Source organism: Glycomyces halotolerans, assembly GCF_054779575.1.
This window is the reverse complement of sequence record NZ_BAAGXZ010000011.1, coordinates 84,283-110,083: the sequence shown is the minus strand read 5'-3', so window position 1 is coordinate 110,083 and position 25,801 is coordinate 84,283. Positions and strand designations below refer to the sequence as shown.

Annotated in this window: 23 protein-coding genes; 5 read left to right on the top strand and 18 right to left on the bottom strand. The window is 70.6% G+C overall.

From position 1 onward, the window contains the following. Positions 1–4: 4 nt before the first annotated feature. From ACYVL2_RS11550 to ACYVL2_RS11520, 7 genes are all read right to left on the bottom strand, one after another. Complete coding sequence (locus ACYVL2_RS11550; RefSeq protein ID WP_460543355.1) at positions 5–937, bottom strand: copper transporter; 933 nt, start codon at positions 935–937, stop codon at positions 5–7. Further along, entirely contained in the window at positions 934–2,115 is a 1,182-nt protein-coding gene (gene steA, locus ACYVL2_RS11545) for a putative cytokinetic ring protein SteA (RefSeq protein ID WP_460543400.1), read from the bottom strand. Before steA ends, ACYVL2_RS11550 begins: the two co-directional genes overlap by 4 nt. 81 nt (positions 2,116–2,196) lie before the next feature. Beyond that, positions 2,197–3,933 carry a DNA repair protein RecN gene (gene recN, locus ACYVL2_RS11540; RefSeq protein WP_460543353.1) on the bottom strand — a complete coding sequence of 579 codons (1,737 nt, stop codon included), beginning with the start codon at positions 3,931–3,933 and terminating at the stop codon, positions 2,197–2,199. A 117-nt stretch (positions 3,934–4,050) separates the two neighbouring features. Beyond that, positions 4,051–4,950 (bottom strand): diacylglycerol kinase catalytic domain-containing protein, encoded by a 900-nt coding sequence (locus ACYVL2_RS11535; protein WP_460543351.1) that lies wholly within the window; start codon positions 4,948–4,950, stop codon positions 4,051–4,053. Beyond that, positions 4,947–5,744 carry a TlyA family RNA methyltransferase gene (locus ACYVL2_RS11530; RefSeq protein ID WP_460543349.1) on the bottom strand — a complete coding sequence of 266 codons (798 nt, stop codon included), beginning with the start codon at positions 5,742–5,744 and terminating at the stop codon, positions 4,947–4,949. Before ACYVL2_RS11530 ends, ACYVL2_RS11535 begins: the two co-directional genes overlap by 4 nt. 24 nt (positions 5,745–5,768) lie before the next feature. Beyond that, a complete protein-coding gene (locus ACYVL2_RS11525) occupies positions 5,769–5,969 on the bottom strand; it encodes a hypothetical protein (protein WP_460543347.1) in 201 nt (66 codons plus the stop codon). Continuing rightward, the gene (locus ACYVL2_RS11520; protein WP_460543345.1) at positions 5,966–6,361 is read right to left on the bottom strand and encodes a phasin family protein; all 396 of its coding nucleotides are present in this window, start codon (positions 6,359–6,361) and stop codon (positions 5,966–5,968) included. Before ACYVL2_RS11520 ends, ACYVL2_RS11525 begins: the two co-directional genes overlap by 4 nt. Before the next feature lie 178 nt (positions 6,362–6,539). Here ACYVL2_RS11520 and ACYVL2_RS11515 point away from each other — a divergent pair, with 178 nt between their 5' ends. Continuing rightward, positions 6,540–6,878 (top strand): SCP2 sterol-binding domain-containing protein, encoded by a 339-nt coding sequence (locus ACYVL2_RS11515; protein WP_460543343.1) that lies wholly within the window; start codon positions 6,540–6,542, stop codon positions 6,876–6,878. A 184-nt stretch (positions 6,879–7,062) separates the two neighbouring features. Then, positions 7,063–7,410, top strand: coding sequence for an SCP2 sterol-binding domain-containing protein (locus ACYVL2_RS11510; protein ID WP_460543341.1), 348 nt, complete (start codon positions 7,063–7,065; stop codon positions 7,408–7,410). 51 nt (positions 7,411–7,461) lie between these two features. Here the strand turns inward: ACYVL2_RS11510 and ACYVL2_RS11505 are convergent, their stop codons facing one another. The 8 genes from ACYVL2_RS11505 to ACYVL2_RS11470 form a co-directional block, all read right to left on the bottom strand. Next, positions 7,462–8,493 (bottom strand): HAD-IA family hydrolase, encoded by a 1,032-nt coding sequence (locus ACYVL2_RS11505; protein ID WP_460543339.1) that lies wholly within the window; start codon positions 8,491–8,493, stop codon positions 7,462–7,464. Next, positions 8,468–10,111, bottom strand: a complete 1,644-nt coding sequence (locus tag ACYVL2_RS11500) for a tetratricopeptide repeat protein (RefSeq protein ID WP_460543337.1) — start codon at positions 10,109–10,111, stop codon at positions 8,468–8,470. The genes ACYVL2_RS11505 and ACYVL2_RS11500 overlap by 26 nt, the downstream gene beginning before the upstream one ends. A gap of 52 nt (positions 10,112–10,163) precedes the next feature. Next, positions 10,164–11,420 carry a tyrosine--tRNA ligase gene (tyrS, locus tag ACYVL2_RS11495; RefSeq protein WP_460543335.1) on the bottom strand — a complete coding sequence of 419 codons (1,257 nt, stop codon included), beginning with the start codon at positions 11,418–11,420 and terminating at the stop codon, positions 10,164–10,166. Between the two features lie 80 nt (positions 11,421–11,500). Continuing rightward, complete coding sequence (locus tag ACYVL2_RS11490) at positions 11,501–13,345, bottom strand: RNB domain-containing ribonuclease (protein ID WP_460543333.1); 1,845 nt, start codon at positions 13,343–13,345, stop codon at positions 11,501–11,503. Positions 13,346–13,417: 72 nt separating this feature from the next. Beyond that, positions 13,418–14,143 carry a cupin domain-containing protein gene (locus ACYVL2_RS11485; protein ID WP_460543331.1) on the bottom strand — a complete coding sequence of 242 codons (726 nt, stop codon included), beginning with the start codon at positions 14,141–14,143 and terminating at the stop codon, positions 13,418–13,420. A gap of 2 nt (positions 14,144–14,145) precedes the next feature. Beyond that, the gene (locus tag ACYVL2_RS11480) at positions 14,146–15,060 is read right to left on the bottom strand and encodes a DUF6807 domain-containing protein (RefSeq protein ID WP_460543329.1); all 915 of its coding nucleotides are present in this window, start codon (positions 15,058–15,060) and stop codon (positions 14,146–14,148) included. Positions 15,061–15,100: 40 nt separating this feature from the next. After that, positions 15,101–16,198, bottom strand: coding sequence for a Gfo/Idh/MocA family protein (locus ACYVL2_RS11475; protein WP_460543327.1), 1,098 nt, complete (start codon positions 16,196–16,198; stop codon positions 15,101–15,103). A 56-nt stretch (positions 16,199–16,254) separates the two neighbouring features. Beyond that, positions 16,255–18,564, bottom strand: a complete 2,310-nt coding sequence (locus ACYVL2_RS11470; protein WP_460543325.1) for a beta-glucosidase family protein — start codon at positions 18,562–18,564, stop codon at positions 16,255–16,257. 270 nt (positions 18,565–18,834) lie between these two features. On the opposite strand from ACYVL2_RS11470, the gene ACYVL2_RS11465 reads away from it, so the two are divergent. Beyond that, on the top strand, positions 18,835–19,872 hold the full coding sequence (locus tag ACYVL2_RS11465) for a LacI family DNA-binding transcriptional regulator (RefSeq protein ID WP_460543323.1): 1,038 nt from the start codon (positions 18,835–18,837) through the stop codon (positions 19,870–19,872). On the opposite strand, the gene bioB is transcribed toward ACYVL2_RS11465, so the two are convergent. After that, positions 19,869–20,936 carry a biotin synthase BioB gene (gene bioB, locus ACYVL2_RS11460; protein ID WP_460543321.1) on the bottom strand — a complete coding sequence of 356 codons (1,068 nt, stop codon included), beginning with the start codon at positions 20,934–20,936 and terminating at the stop codon, positions 19,869–19,871. The genes ACYVL2_RS11465 and bioB overlap by 4 nt on opposite strands. Before the next feature lie 222 nt (positions 20,937–21,158). On the opposite strand from bioB, the gene ACYVL2_RS11455 reads away from it, so the two are divergent. Beyond that, positions 21,159–22,100 carry a C40 family peptidase gene (locus ACYVL2_RS11455; RefSeq protein ID WP_460543319.1) on the top strand — a complete coding sequence of 314 codons (942 nt, stop codon included), beginning with the start codon at positions 21,159–21,161 and terminating at the stop codon, positions 22,098–22,100. Here the strand turns inward: ACYVL2_RS11455 and ACYVL2_RS11450 are convergent. Next, positions 22,066–23,097 carry a TerC family protein gene (locus ACYVL2_RS11450; RefSeq protein ID WP_460543317.1) on the bottom strand — a complete coding sequence of 344 codons (1,032 nt, stop codon included), beginning with the start codon at positions 23,095–23,097 and terminating at the stop codon, positions 22,066–22,068. The two genes, ACYVL2_RS11455 and ACYVL2_RS11450, sit on opposite strands and share 35 nt — an antisense overlap. Before the next feature lie 271 nt (positions 23,098–23,368). Between ACYVL2_RS11450 and ACYVL2_RS11445 the strand changes: the two genes are divergently transcribed. Further along, entirely contained in the window at positions 23,369–23,659 is a 291-nt protein-coding gene (locus ACYVL2_RS11445; RefSeq protein ID WP_460543315.1) for an antibiotic biosynthesis monooxygenase family protein, read from the top strand. Positions 23,660–23,668: 9 nt separating this feature from the next. Here the strand turns inward: ACYVL2_RS11445 and uvrB are convergent, their stop codons facing one another. Continuing rightward, a complete protein-coding gene (gene uvrB, locus ACYVL2_RS11440; RefSeq protein WP_460543313.1) occupies positions 23,669–25,723 on the bottom strand; it encodes an excinuclease ABC subunit UvrB in 2,055 nt (684 codons plus the stop codon). Between the last annotated feature and the right edge of the window lie 78 nt (positions 25,724–25,801).

Genomic DNA, 25,801 nt, shown 5'->3' with positions numbered 1-25,801 from the left:
AATCCTAGGCCGCCTCGGGCAGCAGGCCTTCAGCGCCCTCCCCGGTGCCGAGGTGGTGGACGGTGCCGTCGTTCATCAGTTCGGTGAGGGCGATCACGGCGGCGATCTGGCCCTGCGGGGAGTTGGCGTTGTCGACCGTGGCGATGGTGACCTCGGTTTCCTCCGAGCGCAGCGTCGCGATCGGGTTGCCGTCGCCGACCGAGGAGGTGGTGGCGTACACCGACGGGTCGTCGACGGCGAAGGCGCCGGCGATGGTGACGACTCCGGCGTTGCGGGCCTCGGATTCGGAGTCGGCGGCGGCGCTCGTGCCGACGAGGACGACGCCGTCGGCCACGCCGGTGGGCTCGGTCTCGACGGTGAGCATGCCGAGGTCTTCGAGTCCGGTGGTGACGCGGGTGATGTCGCCGGCGTCGGTCTCGACCGGCTGGCCCTCGAAGCTGCCGGTGGTGACGGCGGCGAGGACGGCGCTCATGGCGGCGACGCCGTCGTAGGTGACCGGCGCTTCGATGGTGTCGGGCGTGACGCCGTCAACGAGGTCGGCGAGCTGGTCGCTGTTGGCCGGGTCGAGGAAGTCGTCGAGGACGGTGATGCGCCCGGTGATGTTCGCGTCGGCGTAGCCGAGCATCTGCTCGACGCTGTCGACCACGGCCGAGTCGACGCCGGGCAGGGCGACGATGAGGATGCTCCGCTCGGTGAGCTTGCCGTCGAGGTGGGAGGGGGCGATCGCGGAGGCGAAGGACTGGTCGTCGTTGAGCTCTTCCTCCAGCTCCGTGATCTCGGCGCGGAGCGCTTCGTTGTTGTCGCGGAGGTTCTGGCTGGTCGCCTCGAGCGCGTCGATGGCGGGGCCGTTGAGGGCGGCGGTCCCGAGGATGAGCCCGACGGTGAGGGCGAGGAACACCGCGGTGAGGCTGACGAGATGGTAGCGGAAGTTGATCACGAGAAGAGCCTTTGAATCTGGAAGAGCAGCCCGTCCCACCAGTCGGCGATGACGTCGACGAAGGAGCGGCCGACGGTGGAGATGGCGATGGCGGTGGCCATGGCGGCGAGCGCCGACACGATGAGCAGGAGCAGGGCGGACACGGACATGTCCTGGCGGTAGAGGCGCGAGACGCCTTTGGCGTCGACGAGTTTGCCGCCGACGCGCAGGCGGGTCAGGAAGGTCGAGGCCATGCCGCCGCGGCCCTTGTCGAGGAACTCGACCATGGTGACGTGGGTGCCGACCGCGCAGATGAGCGAGGCGCCCTTCTCGTCGGCCAGGAGCATGGCGATGTCCTCGGAGGTGGCCGCGGCCGGGAACGGGATGGCGGGGACGCCGAGCTTCTCCATGCGCTCCATGCCGGGGGCGCGCCCGTCGGCGTAGGCGTGGACGACGATCTCGGCGCCGCAGCGCAGCGCGTCGTCGGAGACCGAGTCCATGTCGCCGACGATCATGTCGGGCGTGTAGCCGGCCTCCAGGAGCGCATCGGCGCCGCCGTCGACGCCGACCAGGACGGGCTTGAACTCGCGGATGTAGGGCCGCAGGACGTCGATGTCCTCCTTGTAGTTGTACCCGCGGATGACGACCAGGGCGTGGCGGCCGTTGAAGTCGGTCGCGACGTCGGGAACGCCGACGCCGTCGAGCAGCAGGTCGCGCTCGCGTTTGAGGTATTCCATGGTGTTGGCCGCGAAGGCCTCGAGCTGGACCGACAGCCCTTCGCGGGCGGCCTCCATGTCGGCGGCGACCGACTCCTCGGACTGCAGGATGCCTTCGGCGATCTCCTCGCCGCCGAGGAAGACCTTGTTGCCCTCGACGCCGACGGTCTTGCCTTCGCGGACCCGGTCGAAGATCTCGTCGCCGACGCCGTCGATGAGGACGATGCCGGATTCGACCAGGACCTCCGGTCCGAGGTTCGGGTAGCGGCCCGAGATCGACTTGGCGGCGTTGACCACGGCGGCCACGCCGGTGGCCACGAGGGCGTCGGCGGCGACGCGGTCGAGGTCGACGTGGTCGATCACGGCGATGTCGCCGGGTTCGAGACGGCCGGAGAGCCGTTTCGTCCGGCGGTCGAGACGAACGGTCCCGACCAGCCGGCCGTTCCCGGAGTCGTCCTCCGGGTTACGGCCGGGCAAACGCAAGCTAGGTACACGCATCGTGCATCATCATGCCATTCGACCGCCGGTGCGAGGCAGCGGCGCGCCGCTCCGGCGGAGGTGAGGCTACGACTTCATTTTGGCGGCCTCTGCCAGCAGTTCTTCGGCGTGGGCCACCCCCAGGTGGGAGTCGGGCATGCCGGCGAGCATGCGAGCAAGCTCACGTGCCCGCTCGGCGTCGTCGACGACGCGGACGCCCGAGACGGTGACCGACCCGCTGGTGTCCTTGCTGACGACCAGGTGCCGGTCGGCGAACGCCGCGACCTGCGGCAGGTGGGTGACCACGAGCACCTGGTAGCGGCGGGCGAGCTTGGCCAGGCAGCGACCGATCTCCACGGCCGCGCGGCCGCCGACACCGGCGTCGACCTCGTCGAACACCAGTACGGGAGGCCCGCCGATGCCGGCGAAGACCACTTCGATCGCCAGCATCACGCGCGACAGCTCGCCGCCGGAGGCGCCTTTGTGCAGCGCGGCCGGGAGGGCGCCCGGGTGGGGTCGCAGCTGCAGCTCCACGTCGTCGGCGCCGTCCTCGGTGGCCCCGGACACGGCCGTGTCGACCGCCAGGTCAACTCCCCCGCGCCCGGCCGGGCGCGGCTCGACGGCGGCGGTGACTTCGGCGTGCGGCATGGCCAGGCCCTTGAGTTCGGCCGAGACGGCCTCGGAGAAGCGCTCGGCGGCGCTCTTGCGCGAGGCGCGCAGCTGGGAGGCCAGTTCCGCGGCGCGTGCCTGGAGATCGGCGTGGCGCGACTCGAGTTCGGTGACGCGCTCGTCGGAGACGTCGAGCTCGCTCAGCCGCTTGCGGGCGTTCTCGGCCCAGGCCAGGACCCCGGGCAGGTCCTCGGCGTACTTGCGGTACAGGGACTTCAGGGCCGCCTGGCGCTGGTAGATCTCCTCCAGGCGCGACGGGTCGGCGTCGAGCTCCTCGAGGTAGCGCGACAGGTCGACGGCGGCCTCGGACAGCAGCGCGGCGGCCTCGCCGAGTCGATCGGCGAACTCGCCGATCTTGGCGTCGGCGGCGGCGTCGTGCTCGAGGGCGCGGTTGGCCGATCCGACGGTGTCGACCGCTCCCCCGTCGCCGGTGGTCGGGTCGCCGGTCAGCGCGGTGTGCGCGGCCGTGGCGGCCTGCCGCAGGGTCTCGGAGTTCTCCAGTCGGCGGGCCTCGGCGGCCAGTTCGGCGTCCTCGCCCTCCTGCGGGTCGACGGCGGTGATCTCCTCGAGGCCGAGGCGGAGCATGTCGGCCTCGCGGGCCATGTCGCGGGCGCTGGTGCGCAGCCGCGACAGCTCGGCGGCGCATTCGCCGAGCTCGCGGAAGACGGATCGGTAGTCGTCGAGGATCTTGGCGTGGTCGGCTCCGGCGAAGCGGTCGAGCGCGGCCCGCTGCTCGGCCGGCTGGAGCAGCCGCATCTGATCGGACTGGCCGTGGACCGAGATCGCCAGTTCGCCCAGTTCGGACAGGACGCCGACCGGCGCGGCGCGGCCGCCGACCCAGGCTTTGGAGCGGCCTTCGGAGGAGACGGTGCGCGAGAGCAGCAGCTCCCCGTCGTCGAGGTCGGCGCCGGCCTCCACGGCGCGCTCGCGCAGTTCGTGGGCGCCGTCGGACACCAGGAAGCGGCCCTCCACAAGGGCCTTCTCCCTCCCGATGGGGGCCCGGGAGGCCCTGCCGCCGAAGAGCAGGCCGAGACCGGCGACGACCATGGTCTTCCCAGCGCCGGTCTCGCCGGTGATGCAGGTGAGGCCGGGTGCAAGCGGAAGCGTGGCGTCAGCGATCACGCCCAGGTTCTGGATGCGAAGCTCGTCCAACACGCTCCCGAGCCTATCGGGTCGTCCCGACAAGCGTGGGGTGAGATGCGGCCGGGAGGCCCGTGTCTCCGGCACGCGGACCGCAACTCGTTCCGGACCGCAAGCGGCGCTTCGTTACTCCTAAATCCGGCCGTGGCGCCAGCCGTCGACCGGCAACGAGAGTTTGGTGACCAGGCGGGAGGAGAAGGACCGCTCGGACATGCGCACGAGTTTGACCGGGCGCTCCGACCGCCGGATGGTGACGGTGGACCCGGCGGTGAGCTCGGCGACGGGCTTGCCGTCGGTGATCAATGATCCGGCCGTGCCGGCCGATTCGACGCCGATGCGGATCTGGGAGGACGAATGGATCACCATCGGCTTGGCGAACAGCGCGTGCGCGTTCATGGGGACGACCAGCAGGGCGTCCACATCGGGCCACACGACCGGACCGCCGGACGACAGGGCGTGCGCGGTCGAGCCGGTCGGCGTGGCGCACAGGATCCCGTCGCAGCCGTAGCGGGCGATGCGGGAGCCGTCGATCTCGACGAAGACCTCCAGCATCCGGGCCGGTTCGGCCTTCTCCACGGCGATGTCGTTGAACGCCCACGAGGAGGTGGTGGAGCCGTCGGCGTCGGTGGACTCCACGGTGATGGTGGTGCGCTCCTCGACGGCGTAGTCGCCCTCCAGGAGGCGGGAGACGACCGTGTCGAGCTCGCCGGTCTCGGCTTCGGCGAGGAAGCCGACCCGGCCGAAGTTGACGCCCAGCAGCGGCACATCGGCCTCGGCGGCCAGCCGCGCCGACCGCAGGACGGTGCCGTCGCCGCCGAGCGCGAGGACCAGGTCCGCCGCGGCGGCCTCCCCGTCGCCGACCATGATCGCCTCGGCCCGGCCGAGCCGCGAGACCTCCCCCGACACCACGCGCGAGGCGACGCCGGCCTCCCGCAGAGCGAGGGAGACCTTCTCGGCAAGCTCCGCGACGTCTTCGCGCAGCGGGTGCGTGACGACCAGGACCCGGCTCGGCTTCTGCTGCACTGGGCTCATCCGCCTTCCCTATCTGGCGCCACGGCCGCGAAGACCGCGTCGCGGTCCAACGTGTCCGCGCCGTAACGCATGCGGCAGAAGAACTCTACATTCCCCTTCGGGCCGGGCAGCGGGCTCGGCACCACGCCTGTGGTCCCCCACCCAAGCTCACGGGCCGCCCCCACGACCTTCCAGACCGCCTCGGCGCGCCTGACGGGGTCGGCGACGACGCCGCCGGCGCCCACCTGCCCCTTGCCGACTTCGAACTGCGGCTTGACCATCGGCAGCATCGTGCCGCTCGGATCGGTGCAGGCCGCCAGCGCGGGCAGCACGAGTCCGAGTGAGATGAACGACAGGTCGCCGACGGTCAGGTCGACGCGCCCGCCGAGGCGGTCGGGGTCGAGGTGGCGGACGTTGGTGCGGTCGTGGACCTTCACGCGCTCGTCGGTCTGGAGTTTCCAGGCCAGTTGGCCGTATCCGACGTCGACGGCGAGGACTTCGGCTGCGCCGCGGCGCAGCAGGACGTCGGTGAAGCCGCCGGTGGAGGCTCCGGCGTCGAGGCAGCGCAGCCCGGAGGGGTCGACGTCGAAGGCGTCGAGGGCGCCGATGAGTTTGTGGGCGCCGCGGGAGACGTAGTCGTCGGTCTCGCCGACGAGCCGGATGGAGTCGCCTCCGGTGACGCCGGTGGCGGCTTTGGAGGCCGGGATGCCGCGGAGGTGGACGCGGCCGGCGGCGATCAACTCGCGGGCGTGCTCGCGGGAGCGGGCGATCTTGCGGCGGACGAGTTCGACGTCGAGGCGGTTGCGCGCTGGCATTCGGCGGCCCGGGGTTCTTCTGTCTCAGACGTCGTCGACGTTGCTGAGGATCTCGGACAGGCGCAGTTGGACGCCCTCGAAGACGGCGACGTGGTCGGTGACGGCCAGGTCCGGCAGCGCCTCGAGTTGGCCGAGCGCGGTCTCGACCTCGGCTTCGACCTCTTCGGTGTCGGTGGTCGGCTGGAGGCGCCGGGCGAAGGTTCCGGGTGTGGGCGTGTCGCTCATGCCTGCTCTTCGTCGGTCGGTCCGTCGGCGGTTTCGGGGCCGCGGGTCGGCGGCGCGGCGGTCGCCTCGGCCAGGCGCATGCGCAGCTCGCGGACCTCTTCCTCGGTGTGCTCGAGGCGGAGGTTGAGGTCGTCGAAGTCGGCTTGGGTGGCGAGGCCGAGCCTGGTGAGTCCGGCGTCGACTTCGGCGCGGACCAGGCGGCCGATGTCGCTGAGGGTGCGCGAGCTTTGGTCGCGGAACTGCTCGGTGCCCGTTCGCAGGTCGGACCGGAATCGTCCGGCGCCGTCGCGGAGGTCGTCGCGGACCTTGTCGGCGAAGTCGCGGGCGCGCCGGCCGGAGTCGCCGGCCAGGCTGAAGACGGTGTCGAAGTAGGCGCGGGCGGTGTCTTGCATCGGCCCTGCTCCTTCCTGCTCGGCGGTGCGGCGCGGCGGCCGTGGAGGCGCGGCCCCGCCTTTCTCAACGGTACTGCCAAGGTACCCGCGGCGGGTCGCGCCCACCGCGTTCTACCGGCCGGTAACCTTCAGGTGGGCGCATCGCCGCGTCCTCGCTCGATTCGAACAGGAGGGCACCATGGCCACCGTCGACGAATGCCGGACCGCTTTGGAGCAGTTCGCCGCCAATCTCGCCGCGAACCCGAAGTCCGTACGCAAGCTGACCGGGTTCCAGCGCTCGCTCGCGTGCGACATCACCGACCTCGGGACGTCCTTTCACGGGAGGTTCGACGGGGGCAAGCTCGTGGACATCACCGACGGGGACGATCCCGACGCGGACATCCGCATGATCGTCTCCTCGGACGACCTGGTCAAGCTCGTGGACGGGGAGTTGGACTTCATGAAGGCCTTCACCGCCGGGCGGGTCAAGCTCAAGGCCAACATGATGGACATGATGAAGCTCCGAGGGGTGCTCTAGCGGCGTCGCGGGACGGGCCGCCAGGCCCGTCCACAATGCCCGCCTTGGCGGCCGTTTCGACATCGCGGACCGTGACGGGGTCGTTGACCCATGGTCGGACGCAAAGGCTTTCGGGCCACGTTGTACTCTTCTGCCCAGTCGAGCCCTTCGCGCTCAAATCGCAACTCACTGGGAGGACGGAAGTATGGCCACTGTCGACGAATGCCGCAACGTACTTGAGAAGCTGGCGGGCAAGGTCGCCAAGAAGTCCGGTGACTTCGAGGGGCTTGAGGAATTCGAACGCACGCTGGTCTGCGAGATCACCGATCTCGACACCTCTTTCAACGCGCGGCTGGCCGGCGGCAAGCTGACCGACCTGATGGACGGCGACAACGAGGACGCCGAGGTGCGCGTCTCGGTCGCCTCGGACGACCTGCTGAAGCTCGCCAAGAAGGAGCTGAAGCCGGCCAAGGCGTTCCTGACCGGCAAGATCAAGGTGAAGGCGAGCGTCAAGGACCTCGCCAAGCTCCGCAAGGCCCTCAAGGTCGACTAGCAGCCGAAGTCCTGCGAGCCCGGACCGTCGAGGCGGTCCGGGCTTTGGCGTTCACACCAGCAGTTTGTCGGCCGCGGCGCCCACCGGCAGCGGCGAAGCCCCCGGCTCGCACCGGCCCGAGTCCATCGCGTCCCAGGCCAGCTCGCACAGCGCCCGCCAGCCGTCCAGGTCGGCGCCCTCACCGCCGAGTTCCAGCCGCCCGTCTTCGATCACGGCGGTCCAGCCGCCGCATTCGACGCGGTCGGCCGCGCGGTCCCAGACCGGCTCGGGGTGGGTCTCGGTGAGCGCGGCGATGCTCCAGCCCAGGTAGTCCGGTCGGCGTTCCGGGATCAGCCACAGCGCGTCGCGCGGCGCGACCACCCCGGTGAAGACCAGCAGCGAATCGATGCCGGCCCGGCGCGCGCCCTCGATGTCGGAGTCGGGGCGGTCGCCGACCATGATGGCGCGGCCTCCCGGCAGGCGGCTGAGCGCGGCCTGGAAGATCGGCTGCTCGGGCTTGCCGGCCACCAGGTCCGGGCCGCGACCGAGGGCCGCGGCGACCGCTCCGGCCAGTGCGCCCATGCCCGGGAGCGGGCCGTCCGGGGTCGGCAGCGTGGCGTCGAGATTGGCCACGGCCCAGAAGGCGCCTTCGCGGGCGGCGATGGTGACCGCGGCCAGGTCGCGCCAGGTGGTGTCCGGCGTGTACCCGAAGGCGACGGCCTGCGCCTCGCGCGGCTCATCGGTCAGTGCCAGCCCGGCGGCCTCGACCGCCGCGCTCAACGCCGGGGATCCGGTCGCGAGCACGACGCCGCCGGCGCCGATGCGGTCGCGAATGCTCGCGGCGACGACCTGCGCCGAGGTGAGGACCTCGTCGGCCCGCGCCGGAACGTCCATGCCGCGCAGCACGTCGGCGACGGTCTCGGGACTGCGTGAGGCGTTGTTGGTGACGAACACCGGCCGGCAGTCGAGGCCCGGGAGCGCGCCGACGGTGGGCGCGGCTTCGGGAATCGGCTGCTGCAGCAGGTACACGACGCCGTCGAGGTCGAGCAGGGCGAGGTCGTACTCTGCGGCGAGCGGTTCAGTCGCGGCGGTCAGTCTCGTCATCGGCGTCCTTCACGGTGGGGGTCGCTGCGTCGTCCGGCGTCGCTTCGTCGTCGCCGGCCTCGTCGTCCTCGGCGAGGTCGTCGTCGAAGTCCTCGTCGGTCTCGTCCTCGAATTCGTCGAAGTCGACGCCTTCGAGCTCGAGGAGGCGCTCTGCGGCGCCGCTCTCCCCGGCCTCGTCGGCCGCGACGGCCCTGGACAGCCATTCCCTGGCCTCGTCCTCGCGGCCGTCGGCCAGCAGGTTCTCGGCGTAGGCGTAGCGCAGCCGGGAGACCCACGGTTCGGTCTTCGGGGAGTTGAGCGCGCCGACCTTCAGCATCGCCGTGGCGGCCTCGCCCATGCCCATGTCGCGGCGGGCGCCGGAGGCCACGATCAGCAGTTCGACCCGGACCTCCGGGTCGATGCTCTTGTCCTCGCCGAACTCGCGGTAGAGGTCGATGGCGCGCTCGGGGTGGCCGGTGGCGCGCTCGCAGTCGGCGATCATGGCGACGTGGTCGCGCGTGCCGCCGAGGCGCTGGGCGGCGCGGAGCTCGTTCATGGCCAGCTGCCATTCGCCGGCGCCGTACGCGGCCACGCCGGTGACCTCGCGGACGATGGCGACGCGGGAGGCCTTGCGGCGGGCGTAGCGGGCCTGCTCGAGCGCGCCTTCGATGTCGTCCTCGGCGAGGAGCGCGGCGGTGGCGATGAGCCGGTTGCCGACGGCTTCGGCGAGCTGCTTGTTGAGGCTGCGCAGGCCGGCCTTGGTCTCCTTGTCGAGCTGGTCGAAGCCGTACTCGAGACCTTCGGGCAGGTCCGGGGCGCGATCGGACTCGCCGAGGCGGATCGGTCCCTCGTGGCCGGCCTCGCGCTCCTCGACGGGGCGGAGCGCGTCCTTGCCGCGGCGGGGCCTGCCGTCGCGGCCGTACCGGTCCTCGGAGCGGCGGTCGTCGCGGCGATCGAAGTCCCTGCGGCCGCCGCGGTCGTCACGGCGTGGAGCGCGGTCGTCGCGACGCGGGCGATCGCCACGGTAGCCGCCTCCACGGCCGCCCCGGTCGTCCCGGCCTTCGTAGCGGCGAGACCGGTCGTCGCGGTCTCGGCGGGGGCGGTCGCCGCCCTGGTAGCCGCCGCGTCCGCCGCGGTCGTGGGTGCGGCCGCGGCCCTCGCCTCGGCCGCCCCGGTCGCCGTAGCCGCCTCGGCGGTCGTCGCGGCCCCGGTTCTCGTACCGGCGGGGCCGGTCGTCGTCGGAGCGCCGAGGTCCTCGGTCGCCGCGGTCGCCGCGATGGCCGCCTCGATCGTCGTCCCGGCGCGGCCGGCGGTCCTCCCACTCGCGACGCCGGTCGCCGCCCTCGCGGCGGTCGGATTCGCGGCGGGGACGGTCGCCTCGGTAGCCGCCCCCACGGCCGCCCCGGTCGTCGTCGCGGCGCGGACCCCGGTCGTCCCGGCCTTCGTAGCGGCGAGGCCGCTCGTCGCGGCCCTGGTCGCCGCGGCGGTCATCGTCGAAACGGCGAGGACGGTCGTCACGGCCGCGGTACCCGCCCCGGTCGTCGCGACGCCCGGGCTCTCCGCCTTCGCGCCGCCCGTAGCCGCCTCGGCCGCCTCGTCGGTCGTCTCCGCCCTTGCGGGCGCGGCCGTAATCAGCCACGTCGTCCTCCCCCTATTTCGTTCACCGCGACAAAACCAGCCAAGTGTATGCCTCAGGAACCGACCTCGACTCCGGCGACGGTCTTCTTTCCGCGCCGGATCACCGCGTAGCGGCCGTGGAGCAGGTCAGCGCGGTCGAGGACGGCGTTCGGATCGGATACCCGCACGTTGTTGACGTACGCCCCGCCCTCCTTCGCCGCCCGGCGGGCCTCGCCGAGGCTCGCCACCACTCCCGACTCCTTCATCGCCTCGGCGACGGTGACCTCGGGCTTGTCGATCGCGGCCATTCCGGCCTCGACCAGGGCCGCGCGCAGCGTCCTCTCCGGCAGCGCCCCCAGTTCGCCGCGCCCGAACAGCGCCTGGGAGGCGGCGATGACGTGCGCGGTCTCCTCCTCGCCGTGCAGCAGCGAAGTCAGCTCCTCGGCCAGCGCTCGCTGGGCGAGCCTGGCGGCCGGTTTCTCCTCGGTCGCCCGCTCGAGCTCCTCGATCTCCTCGTGAGACTTGAACGAGAAGTACTTCAGGTAGCGCACCACGGAGTCGTCGGCGGCGTTGATCCAGAACTGGTAGAAGGCGTACGGGCTGGTCAGCTCGGCGTCCAGCCACACCGCTCCGCTTTCGGTCTTGCCGAACTTGGTGCCGTCCGCCTTGGTGACCAGCGGGGTCGCGAGGGCGTGGACGTGCCTGCCCGCGCGGCGGCGGATGTAGTCGACCCCGGCGGTGATGTTGCCCCACTGGTCCGATCCTCCGAACTGGAGGGTGCAGCCGTGGCGCCGGTTGAGTTCGAAGAAGTCGTGCGACTGGAGCAGCTGGTAGGCGAACTCGGTGAAGGAGATCCCCGATTCCAGACGTGCCTTGACGACCTCGCGGGCGAGCATCTTCGAGACCGGGAAGTGCTTGCCGACATCGCGCAGGAAGTCGACCACGCTCAACTCGCTGGTCCAGTCGAGGTTGTTCACCGCGATCGCGGCGTTCTCGCCGTCGTAGGTGACGAACGGGGCCAACTGGTCGCGGATCTTCTCGACCCATCCGGCGACGACCTCCGGCGGTTTGAGCGTGCGCTCTCCGGCTTCCTTCGGGTCGCCGATCTGGCCGGTCGCGCCCCCGACGAGCAGCAGCGGCCGCAGTCCGGCCCGCTGGAGGCGGCGGGCGGTCAGCACCTGCATCAAGTGCCCGACGTGGAGGCTCACCGCGGTGGGGTCGAACCCGACATAGAACGTCACCGGCCCCGAGTCGAGGTGCTCGCGCAGAGCTTCGAGGTCGGTCGATTCTTGGATGAGGCCGCGCCAGGCGAAATCGTCGAGAATATGCACGTCCCCATTCTGCCTCAGCGGGCAGAACGCATTTGCGAAGCGTCGTCGGCGTACAGGTGGCGCACAGCGGGCACGGTTCGTCAGTCCGCGGCCTCGCGCATGAGCCGGATCGCGGCCTCGACGTGGACGCGCAGAATCTCGGCGGCGGCGTTCTTCGAGGCCTGTTTGCTCGCGCCCTTGCCTTCGGCGTCGACGGCGACGCCGCTGCTGCCCATCGTGGCTCCGGCCTCGCAGGTGAACACCCGGTCGTGTGCGGGACCTTCGTGGCTGAAGCGCCAGTACAGGCCGTCGATCACGCCGCGGGCGAGGTAGATCTGGACGGCCTCGACCGGGTTGAGGTCCGCGGGGACCAGGGCCGGGGCCCGCTGGGGGCCCGGCTCGATGCCGCGCGGGTCGACGTCGTCGGAGGGGTCTGGCAGGCCGGCGAGCTGCGCGGCCAGGGAGAGCGCGGCTTGGTTTCGGGCGTCTTTCTTGGTGCGCTGGGTGCGGACGCCCGAGCGGCGCCGCTCGCCGTTGAAGTTGATCTCCAGGCGGGCTCTGAAGGAGGCGATCCGGTTGCCGAGGACCGGCTCGACCTCCCAGACCATGTCGCCCGGCCCGATGGGGCCGCCGAGCTGGTCCTGGAGGTACTTGTTGATGAGGGACACCGCGAGGTGCGGCTCCTTGGCCAGGCGGTGGTTCAGCTTCGCGCGCAGGTCGGCGAACTCCGCGGCCCCGCCGTCGAAGTAGACAGAGGCGAACTCGCGCAGTTGGAGCTCCCCGGTCCCCAGGCGTCGTTCGGTGTCCCCGATGAGGCCGTCGGGCGCTTCGCCGCGTTCGACCGCGACGCGCAGGACCTTGGCGAACTGGCCGTACGGCAGCGACTCGAAGTCGGCCTCGTCGAGGCGGCGTTCGGCGGCGGCCTTGGCGCGCCGCCGGAAGTGCTGGGCGGTCCGCTCGCGCTCCTCGGCGATGCGATCGTTGACCTCCGAGGCGACCTCGTCGAGCTGCTCGACGGAGTACGGGCTCGCTTCACCGGCGGCCGCGGCCAGCAGGATCCGCTGTGTGACCAGGTCCGGGTAGCGGCGGATCGGGCTGGTGGCGTGGGTGTAGACCGGCAGCCGGAGGCCGTTGTGGCCGTGGACGGTGGGCCCGTAGGTCGCCGGGCGCGAGACCATGCGGGTGCGGCTGCGCAGCATCTCGAACGCGGAGGCGTCCCCTGAGGCGGCCACCGCGTCGAGCTCGTCGCGCAGTTCGGCGGGGTCGCCTGCGACGGCGGCCATGCGGTGGTTGCGGAACAGGATCGGGAGGTCCTGCTCGACCGCCCAGGCCGCGATCTGCGCGTTCGCGGCGATCATGAACTCCTGCACGATGATGTACCCGGAGTTGCGTTCAGAGGTGTCGAGGCGGACGAGCTGGCCCTCCTCGTTGGTGGCGAAACCGCTGAGCAGGTCGTAGAAGGCCAGCGCGCCCGAGGCGCGGCGGGCGGCCAGCATCGTCTGGGCGAAGCGCAGTGCCAGCGACATGGGGCGGTGGAGCGGGTGATCGGGGTCGGCGGCGGCGGTGGCGGCCTCGCCGTGGGTCAGGGCCCAGGAGCGCGTGAGACGTCCGGGCCCGAGTTCGGCGGACTGGACGTGTCCGTCGGCGTCGACGCGGAGGTGGACGGCGAAGGTGTCCTTGGCGTGGTCGGCCTCGAGGGAGGCCAGGGCCTCGACCGGCTGCGGGAGCATGCGGCGGACGTGGTCGGGGCGGTAGCGGGTGTGGACGCGTCGCCGGGCCTCGGTGTCGGCGGCGCCTCCCGCTGGGACGTGGTCGGCGACGCGGGCGATGTGGACCCAGACGTCGTATCCGTCGCCGTGCGGTTCGATCCAGATGGCGTCGTCGCGGTCGACAGTGGTCTCGGCGTCGATCATGACGCCGGTCTCGGCTGGGCTGTAATCGGCCAACTGCGCTCCTTCGGTGTCCTGCGACGATGGTAGTCGCCGCCGGACACCGAAGGTGCGCACGTCCTGCCGCGGTCATTCCCGCGGACGCAAGTCCCAGGCCTCGAGCCGACCGCACATGCCCCAGCGGTGAGCCGGGGCGCCGGCGTCGGTGACGTGCGCGTCGCACAGGTGGGCCGCGTCGGCCGCGGCGAGCGCCTCGAGGTGGCGGCCGGTGGTGTCGGCTTGGGCTTTGGGCCCGGCCGTCCAGAGGCCGCGCCAGGTGTCGACGCGGTTCTGGACGAGCGCCGCGGCGGCCGTCCAGAGTGGTTCCATGGCTTTCGCGCCTTGTGCCTCGACGCGTTCGCGCAGCGCCAAGTAGCCTTCGACGGCGAGGTCGCGGCGCTCGCGGGCGGCTCGTGCGCGTTCGTCCTCGGACAGTCCCGGGGCGCCGGGCGCGCCGGTGACGGTGGCGTAAGCCTCGGGGTCGCCGAGCGTCTCGGGCGGGTAGACGAGCACGGCGTCGCCGGCCTCGGGGATGCCGGCGTTCTGCATGACGACGGCGAGCTCGAGGTCCCCGGAGCCGTTGATGAGCCGGTGCACGGTCCCGGGGGTGAACCACAGGACCTTGCCGCGTTCGAGCTCGTGGCGCCGGTAGCCGTCGCCGGACAGGGTCTCGACCGCTCCCGATCCCCGCGTGACCACGTAGCCTTCGGTCGAGGCGGTGTGGAGGTGCGGGGATCCTCCGGCCTGGCCGTCGAGTGCGGGCCAGTCGTAGACGGTGACGAGGGAGACGGCGGTGCCGCCGGGGAAGCCGCTCACGTTCAGCCCAGGCGGGCGAGTTCGGCGGCGGCGATCTCGGCGACCTTGGCCGCTCCGTCGGGTCCGGTGTCGCCGGTGCGGACTGCGACGGCGTGGCGGAGCGTCACGGTCTGGCCCGGTTCCATCGGCAGTTCGGTGTCGAAGAACGGGGCGGGGCAGACCGCGGCGAACGGGGTCGTGCGGACGAACCACTTGACCGGCGCGCCGGGGTTGTCGGGGTGGTCGGTGAAGACCAGGGTGGACTCGGCGTCGATGGAGTCGTGCTTGCCGTGGAAGGCCAGCCAGTCGCCGCGTTTGCCCATGAGGTCGTCGCCGCCGACGGCGTCGGGCGCGTAGACCTCGCCGCCGGTGAAGGAGCGGGGACCGCGCCAGAAGAATCCGCCGTAGCCGGCGTTCTCGCGGCCTTCGGTGGTGGGGCTGCCCATGACGACGACCTGGTCGGTGTCGTTGGTGAAGGCGGTGGAGAACGACAGGACCCAGGTGTCCTCGGCGGGGACGGTGACGGCGAAGGCGCGCTTCTCGCTGAAGAAGTGGCGTCCGTCCTGGGTGACCCAGTCGAGGTCTTCGGCGGCGCGGACGGTCTCGCCGTCGGTCTCCAGTGTGCTGAATTCCTTGTGGAGCATCGAGCCGTCGTTCTGCTCGTCGACGTAGCCCTTGCCGCGGCGGAAGGTGGCCCCGCCCCAGAAGTTCTCCGGGCCGCAGTTCGGCAGCGAGAGGGCGATGCCCTTGTGCCAGACGTGGTCGTGCGGCCGGTAGAGGCTGACCTGGTGGCCGGCGAGGTCGCGGAGCGGTTCGAAGTAGGGTCGCGGGGACTCGAACTGCGCGTTGTCGGGACGGTATACGTAGTGGAGCAGTTCCAGGTCTCCACTGGTGATCGACAGTGCCTTGTCCTCGATCTGCTCGAGCTGCAGCGTCATCGGTGTTACTCCAGTTCCTTCGTGAGGGTCTCGGGGATCGTCACTTGCGGTCCGGCCAGGGAGTTCCCGACCCGTCCATGCGCTGATAGTAGGGGGAGGTCGGATCGATCTCGCCGGCCCGCACCGGCCTGCCGGTGAAAGCCGAGGCGTAGATCGCGGTGACGAGTTCGAGGGTCCGGCGGGCGTCGTCGACGGCGACCGGCGGCGCGATGCCCTTGTCGAGGGCGTCGGCGATGGCGGCGAACTGGGCGCCGTGGCCGGATCCGCGGCCGCGCGGCTCGCCGGCCCAGGCCCGGCCGACCTCTTCGGCGTGGGCGTCGAGCGGGGTGATCGTCCAGTTGTCGTCGCCGTAGCCGTAGAGGTGGTCGAGTTCGACCGTGGCGCAGTCGAAGTCGAGCCGGAGCTGCGAGGTCTCGCGGGGGCTGAGCAGCGAGTTCGTGATCGCGACGCTGGCGCCGCTCTCGAGGGTGACGATCGCGTGGGAGACGTCCTCGGTGTTGGTGATGCGGCGATGGCGGTGGGCGGTGGCGACGACCTCGGACCAGGGTCCGACGATCGACAGCAGAGTGTCGATCTGGTGGATGCCGTGGCCCATGGTGGGTCCGCCGCCTTCGGTCTCCCAGCGGCCGCGCCAGTCGACGGCGAAGTACTCCTCGGGGCGGTACCAGAGGGTGTCGCATTTGCCGACGGCCAGGGAACCGAGGACGCCCGAGGCCATCATGTTGCGCACCCGCTCGGCCGCCGAGCCGAAGCGGTGCTGGGAGATCACCGCGAAGTCGCCGGCGGAGACGGCCGCGGCGGCGGCGATCCTGTCGTGCTCGGCCAGACTCAGCGCCGGGGGCTTCTCGCAGACGACGCCGACGCCGGCTTCGAGGGCCGCGACGGCGCCGGCGGCGTGGGCGCCTGGCGGGGTGCACAGGTCGACCAGGTCCAGCTTTTCGGAGGCCAGGAGGTCCTCGAGGGTGGCGTAGCCGCGCTCGATGCCGAAGCGGGCCTGGAACGCCTCGAGCCGGTCGGCGGCCGGGTCGACCGCGGCGACTATCTCGATGCGTCCGTCGAGGTGCGCACGCAGGTTCTCGGCGTGCAGATTGCCAATGCCACCGGTGCCGACAATGGCGAGACGGTAGGTGGAGGACACGGTGGGGCTCCTCTGAATGGGCGAGTTGTAAGCGTTTTCTTGCCGTTTTGTGAATACTAGCGGACTGTGGCCGCGGTCTCCAAACGCCGTGTCCCCGGTTCCAGACGACGAGATTCGGCGACCTCGACCGACACGGTGCCCACGATGTCCTCGGCGGAACGGGCCAAGTGCAGGTCCAGGGTTCCGGCCTCGACGACCCACCCGCCGTCGACCCCGACGAGCGCGGCCATGTCGACCGGCATCGCGAAGTGCGCCTCGGCGGACTCGCCCGCGGCCAGACGCAGCTTGGCGAAGCCGACCAGGCGCTGGACCGGACGCACGGTCGAGGCGACCGGGTCGTGGAGGTAGAGCTGGACGACCTCGACGCCCGCGCGGTCGCCGGCGTTGCGCACCTCGACGGCGACATCGACGGTCCCGTCGGGCGCGACCTCGGCGCCGGACAGCAGCCGCGGCTCGCCCCATTCGAACCGGGTGTACGACAGTCCGTGGCCGAAGGAGAAGCGCGGCGTCGGGTCTACGGTGGACACTTCGCTCTTGCGAGCGAGCTCGGGGGCCAGGTAGGTGGCCGGCGGGGAGTCGGCCCGAGCGGGCACGCCGATCGGCAGCCGGCCTTCGGGCTCGGCGGCGCCGGTGAGGACCTGCGAGATGGCCCCGGCGCCTTCCTGGCCGGGCAGGAACGCCTGGACGACCGCCGCGGCCCGGTCGGCGGCCGCGCCGAGGGCGTACGGGCGGCCGGAGATGACCACGGCCACCGTCGGGGTGCCGGTGGCGATGACCGCGTCGAGCAGTTCGCCCTGGCGGCCCGGGAGCGCGTGCGAGGCCGCGTCGCAGCCTTCGCCGGAGGTACCGCGCCCGAACAGGCCGGAGCGGTCGCCGACGGCCACGATCGCCAGCTCGGAGCGCTGGGCCGCCGACACGGCGGCCTCGATGTCGACGTCGGTGGCCTCGAGGACCGAACCGCCCGCCACGTGCTCGAGCTCGGCGCCGGCCAGGTCGGCGGCGAGGCGCTCGGCGAGCGTGGCGATCTCGACGCCCATGTCGACGTGCGGGTACTTGTCGTCGGGGTCTTCGGATTCGGCGTCGTTGCGGCCGTGGTGGTTCGGGAAGGCGTAGCAGCCGAGCATGACGGCCTTGTCGTCGGCGACCGGGCCGACCAGGGCGACGCGCCGCGGGGAGGCGAGCGGGAGGATGCCGTTGTTCGACAGCAGCACGATCGAGCGGCGGGCGCACTCGGCGGCCAGTTCGCGGGCCTCGGCCGGGTTCAGGTCCACTTCGGCCGGCGGCTCGGGGATCTCCTCGAGCAGGCCGAGCCGGATCTTCTGGGTCAGGACCCGCTCGGCGGCGCGGTCGATGACGTCCTCTTCGATCCTGCCGGACTCGACGGCCTGTTTGAGCGGCTCGCCGTAGCAGTCGGTGTTGGGCAGCTCGACGTCGACGCCGGCGGCCAGCGCGAGGACGCCGGCCTCGCTGCGGTCGGCGGCGAGGTGGTGCAGCGAGTTGAGGAAGTTGACGCCGAAGTAGTCGCTGACGACGGTGCCTTCGAAGCCCCACTCCTCGCGCAGGGTCTCGGTGAGCAGGTGGCGATCGGCGGCGGCCGGGACGCCGTCGTTGGCGGCGTAGGACTGCATGACCGAGCCGGCCCGGCCGATGCGCACGGCCATCTCGAAGGGCGTCAGGTAGGTCTCGGCGAGCTGCCGGGATCCGAGGTAGACCGGTCCGAAGTTGCGGGCCGCGTGCGAGGCGGAGTATCCGGCGAAGTGCTTGAGAGTGGCCACGACGCCGGCCTCCTGCAGGCCGGTGACGTAGGCGGTGGCGACTTCGCCGATCAGGTACGGGTCTTCGCCGATGGTCTCTTCGGTGCGGCCCCAGCGGGAGTCGGCGACGACGTCGAGGACGGGGGCGAGTCCTTGGTGGACGCCGACGGAGCGCATGGAGGCGCCGACCTGCTTGGCGACGGCGTGGATCAGATCGGGGTCGAAGGTGGCGCCCCAGGCCAGTGAGGTGGGGAAGATGGTGGCGCCGTGGGCCATGAATCCGGTGAGGCATTCCTCGTGGACGAGGGCGGCGATGCCGAAGCGGCTGTTGTCCCGGATCTGCCGTTGCACCGCGGCGAGGCGGGCGGCGCCTTCGGCGGCGTCGACCGGGCCCGAGCCGAACGGCCGGGTGAGCTGGCCGAGGCCGTGGGCCATCGCTTCGCGCTCGTCGAGTCCGCCGGTCTGCTCGCTCTGGTGGGGAGCCAGGTCCCCGGCGTCGGCGGTCGAGTCGCGCCAGAGGCTGCCCAATTGCGCGCACTTCTCCGCAAGCGTCATTCGCTTGACGAGTCCAGCGGCGCGCTCGGCGGCCTCTGCGGGGGTGTCGGTGTCCATGCCACTCCACATCAACGGCCCGATACTAGCTACCTGGGGGGCTGTCAGGCCGATAGTTTCTGAAACTTTTCTGATCGATTTCGATACAGGTTTGCACACCATAACATTGATTACGCGGGAGTTCTAGCGCTTACCAAGCAGTGAAACAGCCTTGTATGAGACTCATTCGATCGGTTTTTCGCCGAAAGTTTCGGGCGGAGGTCGAGAGGGTCCGGTACCGCTATAGGATGTCGACGGCTACCTTGGAAAGTACCGACCACGGGAGGACCATTGACTGAAGCCGAACACGGGCGCGTCACGATACGCGCCATAGCCGACGAGGCCGGCGTCAGCGTGCCCACGGTCTCCCGCGTCATCAACGGCCGTTCGGACGTGGCTCCCGAGACCCGCAAGCGTGTGGAGGAACTGCTCACCGAGCGCGGGTACCAGCGTCGCCGTTCCACTCGGACGCCGAACCGGAACGCCCGCCTGGTCGACTTGGTCTTCAACGAACTGGACAGCCCCTGGGCCGTCGAGATCATCCGCGGAGTGGAGGACGCCGCGCACTCCGCCGGTGTGGGCACCGTCGTCTCCGCCGTGCACCGCCGCCGCGCCTCGACCGAGCAGTGGCTCGACAACCTGCGCACCCGCGCCTCCGACGGCGTGATCCTGGTGGTCTCGACGCTGTCGTCGCCGATCTTGGAGCAGCTGCGAAACCTGCGGGTGCCGATGGTGGTCCTCGACCCGGCCGGCGGGCCGACGATGGACGCTCCGACCATCGGCGCGACCAACTGGGCCGGCGGCCTGGCCGCCACCGAGCACCTCATCGAGATGGGGCACCAGCGCATCGGCTTCATCCACGGCCCCAAACAGGTCCTGAGCTCCCGGGCGCGCTTCGACGGCTACCGGGCGGCCCTGGACGCCGCCGGACTGCCCTACGACCCCGAGCTGGTCTACGACGGCGACTTCTACCACCAGTCCGGCTTCGACGCCGCCAAGGAGCTGCTGGGCATCGGGGATCCTCCGACGGCGATCTTCGCTTCGTCGGACCAGATGGCCTTCGGCGCCTACGAGGCGATCCGCCAGCGCGGCCTGCGGATTCCCGAGCACGTGAGCGTGGTCGGCTTCGACGATCTGCCCGAGTCGAGGTGGACCTCGCCGCCGTTGACGACGGTGCGTCAACCGCTGTCTGAAATGGGAGCGCTAGCCGCCCGGACCGTCCTCGGCATGGCCGCCGGCAACGACGTGGACTCCCCTCGACTGGAACTGGCCACCGAGATGGTGGTGAGGGAGTCGACCGCGCCGCGCGGCAGCGCACTGCCCGATTAGGCGTTCGGCGCCTCGGCGGTGCCCGCGCCGCGGCGACGCACCTTGACCGCCTCGCGCACCTCGCCCGGGGCCTCGTCCAGGCCCAGCGGAATCATGCCGGCGTCGGCGATGAGCTCGAGGTCCTGCCGTGCGGCCTGGCCCTCACTGGTCAGGTAGTCGCCGAGGAAGATCGAGTTCACCACCTGCAGCGCCAGGCCCTGCATGTGCCGCAGGTGCACTTCGCGGCCCGCGGCGAGGCGCACCTCGGCGGCCGGGTTCGCCAGCCGGACCATGGCCAGGATCCTCAGGCACCGGCGCGGGTTCAGCTCCCACGTGCCTTCGAGCGGAGTGCCGTCGAAGGGCAGCAGGAAGTTCACCGGGATCGAGTCCGAGCCCAGTTCCCGCAGCCCCAGGGCCACGGAGACGAGGTCGGCGTCCGACTCCCCCATCCCGGCGATGAGTCCCGAGCACGGCGACAGCCCGGCGCCCCTGGCGGCGTTGACGGTGTCGACGCGGTCGGCGAAGGTGTGCGTCGAGCAGATCTCGGCGTACTGGTCGGCCGAGGTGTTGAGATTGTGGTTGTAGGCGTCGGCGCCAAGCTCGGCCAGCCGCTCGGCCTGGCCGTCCCGCAGCAGGCCCAGGCAGGCGCAGACCTCGACGCCGGGTGCGGCGTTCTTGACCGCGGCGATGGTCTTGCCGACCCGCTCGAGGTCCATATCGGTCGGACCGCGGCCGCTTGCCACGAGGCAGACTCGGGCGGCGCCTCCGGACACGCCCGCGGCGGCCTGCCGGGCGGCCTCCTCCGGCGTTAGCCAGGTGTACTTGAGCACCTCGGCCTTGGACCCCAGCCGCTGCGAGCAGTAGTTGCAGTCCTCGGGGCACAGCCCGCTCTTGAGGTTCACCAGGTAGTTGAGCTTGACGCGGTTCCCGAAGTGGCGGAAACGGAGTCGGGCCGCCGCGGCCACCACGTCCATCAGTTCGGCGTCGTCGCTCGCCAGCACCGCTTCGAGGTCGGCGGGGACCGGGGCCTCACCGGTCTCGGCGGCGGCGGACAGGCGGTCCAAGGCGTCGTTCACAGCTGGCATGGCAAGATCCTGCCACATCCGCCCCCACGGTGATGCTCCGGTCACTTCGGCGCCCGCCACCCGGTATCGACCGTTGCGTCGCCGATCAGGCCGCGCCGTCCCGGTGCGGATGCTCTTGCTACATTGGGTGATCGGTGCTGCGTGAACGCGGCGGGCCGGTGGAGGGTCCCCCTGCTCGCGTCTTGAATACTGAACCGCCCGAACATTCGGAGAGAACCAACCGTGCCGATCGCACCTGGACAACCGGCGTTGATCGCCGTGGCAGTCGCCACCCTGTGGGCCGCTCCGTCGGCCCCCGGACCCGAGGATCGGCTCGCCCTCGGCGTCCCGTCCGCCGTCAGAGACTGGGTGGCCCGACTCACCAGCGATGTCCGCGCTCACGGCCTCAAGGGCCGGGTGCGGACCCAGTGCCTGCTGGGCACGGAGGTCCTGGTGGAACGGATCGAGGACCTCTGGGCGGAGGTGCGGTGCCCCGGGCAGGAGATCTCGGGCTGGCTGCCGCTCGCTCAGCTGGTCAATCCCGCCGAGAACGACTACACCGGCACCGAGTACCTCGTGAGCGCCACCGCCACGGCCGTGCGCGACGAACCGGGCGGCGACGTCCTCATTCCCGGCGTGACCCTCGGCACGCGGCTGCGCGTGGTCGGCAGGGGCTACCGCGGCTGGGTTCCCGTGGCGCTGCCGGGGCCGCAGCAGCCCGGCTGGGTGCCGCAGCGAGACCTGACCACCGAACCGGCGGCGCGGCGCCAGGAGGACCCGCCGGCGACCGCCATGCTCGCCAGCGGACTCGACGCGGTGAAACTCGCTCACCAGCTGCTGGAGATCCCGTACCTGTTCGGCGGCGTCAGCGCCTACGGCATCGACTCGCCGGGCCTGGTGTGGATCGTGTACCGGCAGCTCGGCATCGAGGCGCCCCGGTTCAACGAAGCGCTCCTCGAGACCGGCGAGAGCGTCGAACTCGAGGACGTGATCCCCGGCGACCTGGTGTTCCTCGGTCACGGCGGCGAGGCGCACATGCCGGCCATCGTGGCCGAGCGCGGCCACCCCGACCTGCCCGAGGTGATCTTCTCCTCGCCGGTCTACGGCAAGGTCGTGATCGAGTCGATCAAGGACTCGGAGTTGGGCCAGATCACTGCCTGCCGGCGGCTGCGGTCGCGGGGGTAGTGGTCGGCTCGGAGAACAGGTCCGCCCAGGTGCGGCCCTGGCGTCGCAGCAGGATCCAGTTGGCGACCACCACCCCCGAGAGCACGGCGGCGATGAAGCCGAGCGACAGCCACGTCGGCACGTGCGGGATGTGGAGCGGCTCGCCGGAGTTGATGAACGGCAGCTGGTTCGCCGCCAGCCCGTTGATGATGAGCTTGACGCCGATCCAGCCGAGGATGGCCGACAGGCCGAGCGCCAGGAAGTGCAGGTGGCGCAGGAGCGCGGCCAGCAGGAAGTACAGCTGACGCAGCCCGAACAGTGCGAAGATCGTCGCCGTCCACACCAGGTAGGGCTCCTGGGTCAACCCGAAGATCGCCGGGATCGAGTCGAGCGCGAACAGGATGTCGGTCGAGCCGATCGCGAGCATCGCCAGCAGCAGCGGCGTCACGAACCGCTTGCCGTCGACGCGCGTCAGGAGGTGGCCGCCGTGGTAGTCCGGGGTCACGCGCAGGCGCGACTGGGCCCACCGCATGAAGCGGTTGGGCTCGTAGCTCTCCTCCTCGCCGCTGCCGCGCAGCAGCCCCCAGGCCGTCCAGATGAGGATCGCCCCGAAGATGAGGAAGACCCAGCTGAATCGTTCGATGAGTATGGCGCCCAAGCCGATGAAGACACTGCGGAGCACGATCGAGAGGACGATGCCGACCAGCAGCACCCGCGACTGCAGCGGATCGGGGACGCGGAAGGCCTGGATGATGAGCAGGAAGACGAAGAGGTTGTCGACCGAGAGCGCCTTCTCGGTCAGGAAGCCGGCCAGGAACTCACCGCCGAAGGTGGCTCCCTGGGTCCAGAACATCACCCCGGCGAAGACGAGCGCGGAGGCGATGTAGACACTCGACCAGATCGCCGCTTCCTTCATCCCAGGACGGTGCGGGTTCCGGATCGCGAGCGACAGGTCCACGACGACGACGACGGTCATGGCCACGATCGTGAGGACCCAGACCCATACTGGGAGTTCCAATGTGTTGCCTTCCTTATTCATGGAGGGTCACATGGTCTCTCCCAATCCGCCGGGATCAGCGCCACCGGAGACCGTCGGCGGTCTCGTGTATTGACGACGACGCTAACAACGCTGCGTGCGCTGCGGGATACTCCCCATATACCAATTTTGATTCGCCGGGCCCTATTATGCATTGAACAATCCGACAAGTCATCCGTCGGATATGTGACTTGCCTCTCGAGCCTAAGTCTGATCGAGTTGATCGTCAAGCGGTTGTGCGAGGCTCACGTTCGTGGTCCTCGAAGTCGCCGAAATCAACGTCACCCCCGGCCGGGAAGCGGAGTTCGCCGCGGTCTACCGCAAGGCCCGGAAGCTCGTCTCCTCCTCCCCCGGCCTGCGCTCGATGCGCATGACTCAGGGCGTGGAGTCCCCGAGCCGCTTCGTGCTCCTCATCGAATGGGACTCGATCGAGGCCCACGAGAAGGGCTTCCGCGAGACCGACCGCTTCGCGGACTGGCGCGAGGCGATCGGCCCGTTCTTCTCCCGGCCCCCGCTCGTGGAGCACTTCGAAGACCTCGACTGAAAGCCCTTCTCAGGCGCCGGCCTCGTCGAGCTCGCGAAGCTCGCGCTTGAGGTCGGTGATCTCGTCCCGGTAGGCGGCGGCGAGCTCGAAGCGAAGTTCCTTTGCGGCGGCGAGCATCTGCTCGTTGCGTTCGTCGATCTGCCGCAGGATCTCGGAGCGGACCTTCGCCGCGCCCTTCTCCCGCTTGGACGGCCGTGCCGACCCCGACTCCTTGACCAGTTCCTCGGTCTCGGCGGCGGTGTCGTAGAGGTCCTCCATGATGTCGCCGATGCGTTTGCGCAGCGGCGTCGGGTCGATCCCGTGCTCGGCGTTGTAGGCGATCTGCTTCTCGCGGCGCCGCTCGGTCTCGTCCAGGGCTTCCTTCATCGAGTCGGTCAGGTTGTCGGCGTACATGAGCACCGTGCCCGAGACGTTCCGCGCCGCGCGTCCGATCGTCTGGATCAGCGAGGTCGAGGAGCGCAGGAAGCCCTCCTTGTCGGCGTCCAGGATCGCCACCAGCGACACCTCCGGGAGGTCCAGACCCTCCCGGAGCAGGTTGATGCCGACCAGGACGTCGAAGTCCCCGCGGCGCAGTTCCCCCAGCAGCTCCACCCGCCGCAGCGTCTCGACCTCGGAGTGGAGGTACTGCACCCGCACGCCGTTGTCGAGGAAGTAGTCGGTGAGGTCCTCGGCCATCTTCTTGGTCAGCGTGGTCACCAGCACGCGCTCGTTCCTGGCGGCCCGCTCCCCGATCTCGTACATCAGATCGTCGATCTGGCCCTTGGTGGGCCGGACCTCCACCTGCGGGTCCACCAGGCCGGTGGGGCGGATCACCTGCTCGACGAACTCGCCCCCGGCCTGCTTCATCTCCCAGGGCCCCGGCGTGGCCGACAGGTACACCGTCTGACCTACGCGCTCGCGGAACTCCTCGAACCGCAGCGGGCGGTTGTCCTGCGCGCTCGGCAGCCGGAAGCCGTGCTCGACGAGGTTGCGTTTGCGGGAGGCGTCGCCCTCGGACATCGCGCCGATCTGCGGCACCGTCTGGTGCGACTCGTCGAGGATCGTGATGAAGTCCGACGGGAAGTAGTCCAGCAGCGTGTGCGGCGGCTCCCCGGCCCGGCGGCCGTCGATGTGCCGCGAATAGTTCTCGATGCCGTTGCAGGAGCCGGTCTGCTTCATGTTCTCCAGGTCGAACACCGTGCGCATCCGCAGCCGCTGGGCCTCCAGGAGCTTGCCCTGGGACTCCAGCTCGGTGAGGCGCTCCTCCAGTTCGGCCTCGATGGCGGCGATGGCGCGAGCCATCGTCTCGTTGCCGGTCGCGTAGTGCGAGCCGGGGAAGATCAGGACCCGGTCGACCTCGCGGATGACGTCCCCGGTGATCGGGTGCAGGTAGTAGAGCCGGTCGACCTCGTCGCCGAACATCTCGATCCGGATCGCCAGCTCCTCGTAGGCCGGAATGATCTCGATCGTGTCACCGCGCACCCGGAAGGTGCCGCGAGTGAACGCCATGTCGTTGCGGGCGTACTGGACGTCCACGAGTCGGCGCAGCAGCTTGTCGCGGTCCCACTCCTGCCCCACGGCGACCTCGGTGGCCTGCTGCAGGTACTCGGCGGGCGTCGCCAGGCCGTAGATCGCCGAGACCGTCGCGACCACGACCACGTCGCGGCGGGTCAGCAGCGAGTAGGTGGCCCGGTGGCGCAGCCGCTCGACCTCCTCGTTGATGGAGGCGTCCTTCTCGATGTACGTGTCCGTCTGCGCGACATACGCCTCGGGCTGGTAGTAGTCGTAGTACGAGACGTAGTACTCCACGGCGTTGTTCGGCAGGAGCTCGCGGAACTCCTTGGCCAGCTGCGCGGCGAGCGTCTTGTTGTGGGCCATCACCAGCGCCGGCCGCTGCAGCTTCTCGATCAGCCACGCGGCCGTGGCGGACTTGCCGGTGCCCGTGGCGCCCAGCAGCACCACGTCCCGCTCGTCGGCGTCGATGCGCTCGGCGAGCCCGGCGATCGCGGTCGGCTGGTCGCCGGCCGGGTCGTACTCGCTGACGACTTCAAAGCGCCCCTCGGCGCGGGGAATATCGAATGCCACGGCCCAACGGTAGCCCGCCGGTCCGACATCGGTCGCCCTCGCCGGTGACTTTTCACCGCCCGGATCGTTGGTCCCTTC

Bases quoted from the DNA above. Each gene is read 5' to 3' on its own strand.
- ACYVL2_RS11525 (WP_460543347.1), bottom strand. From the start codon at position 5,969: ATGAGCGACACGCCCACACCCGGAACCTTCGCCCGGCGCCTCCAGCCG.
- bioB (WP_460543321.1), bottom strand. From the start codon at position 20,936: ATGCCAGCTGTGAACGACGCCTTGGACCGCCTGTCCGCCGCCGCCGAG.
- ACYVL2_RS11535 (WP_460543351.1), bottom strand. From the start codon at position 4,950: ATGAGCCCAGTGCAGCAGAAGCCGAGCCGGGTCCTGGTCGTCACGCAC.
- ACYVL2_RS11470 (WP_460543325.1), bottom strand. From the start codon at position 18,564: ATGGACACCGACACCCCCGCAGAGGCCGCCGAGCGCGCCGCTGGACTC.
- ACYVL2_RS11480 (WP_460543329.1), bottom strand. From the start codon at position 15,060: ATGACGCTGCAGCTCGAGCAGATCGAGGACAAGGCACTGTCGATCACC.
- ACYVL2_RS11505 (WP_460543339.1), bottom strand. From the start codon at position 8,493: ATGACGAGACTGACCGCCGCGACTGAACCGCTCGCCGCAGAGTACGAC.
- ACYVL2_RS11520 (WP_460543345.1), bottom strand. From the start codon at position 6,361: ATGCAAGACACCGCCCGCGCCTACTTCGACACCGTCTTCAGCCTGGCC.
- ACYVL2_RS11530 (WP_460543349.1), bottom strand. From the start codon at position 5,744: ATGCCAGCGCGCAACCGCCTCGACGTCGAACTCGTCCGCCGCAAGATC.
- ACYVL2_RS11510 (WP_460543341.1), top strand. From the start codon at position 7,063: ATGGCCACTGTCGACGAATGCCGCAACGTACTTGAGAAGCTGGCGGGC.
- ACYVL2_RS11515 (WP_460543343.1), top strand. From the start codon at position 6,540: ATGGCCACCGTCGACGAATGCCGGACCGCTTTGGAGCAGTTCGCCGCC.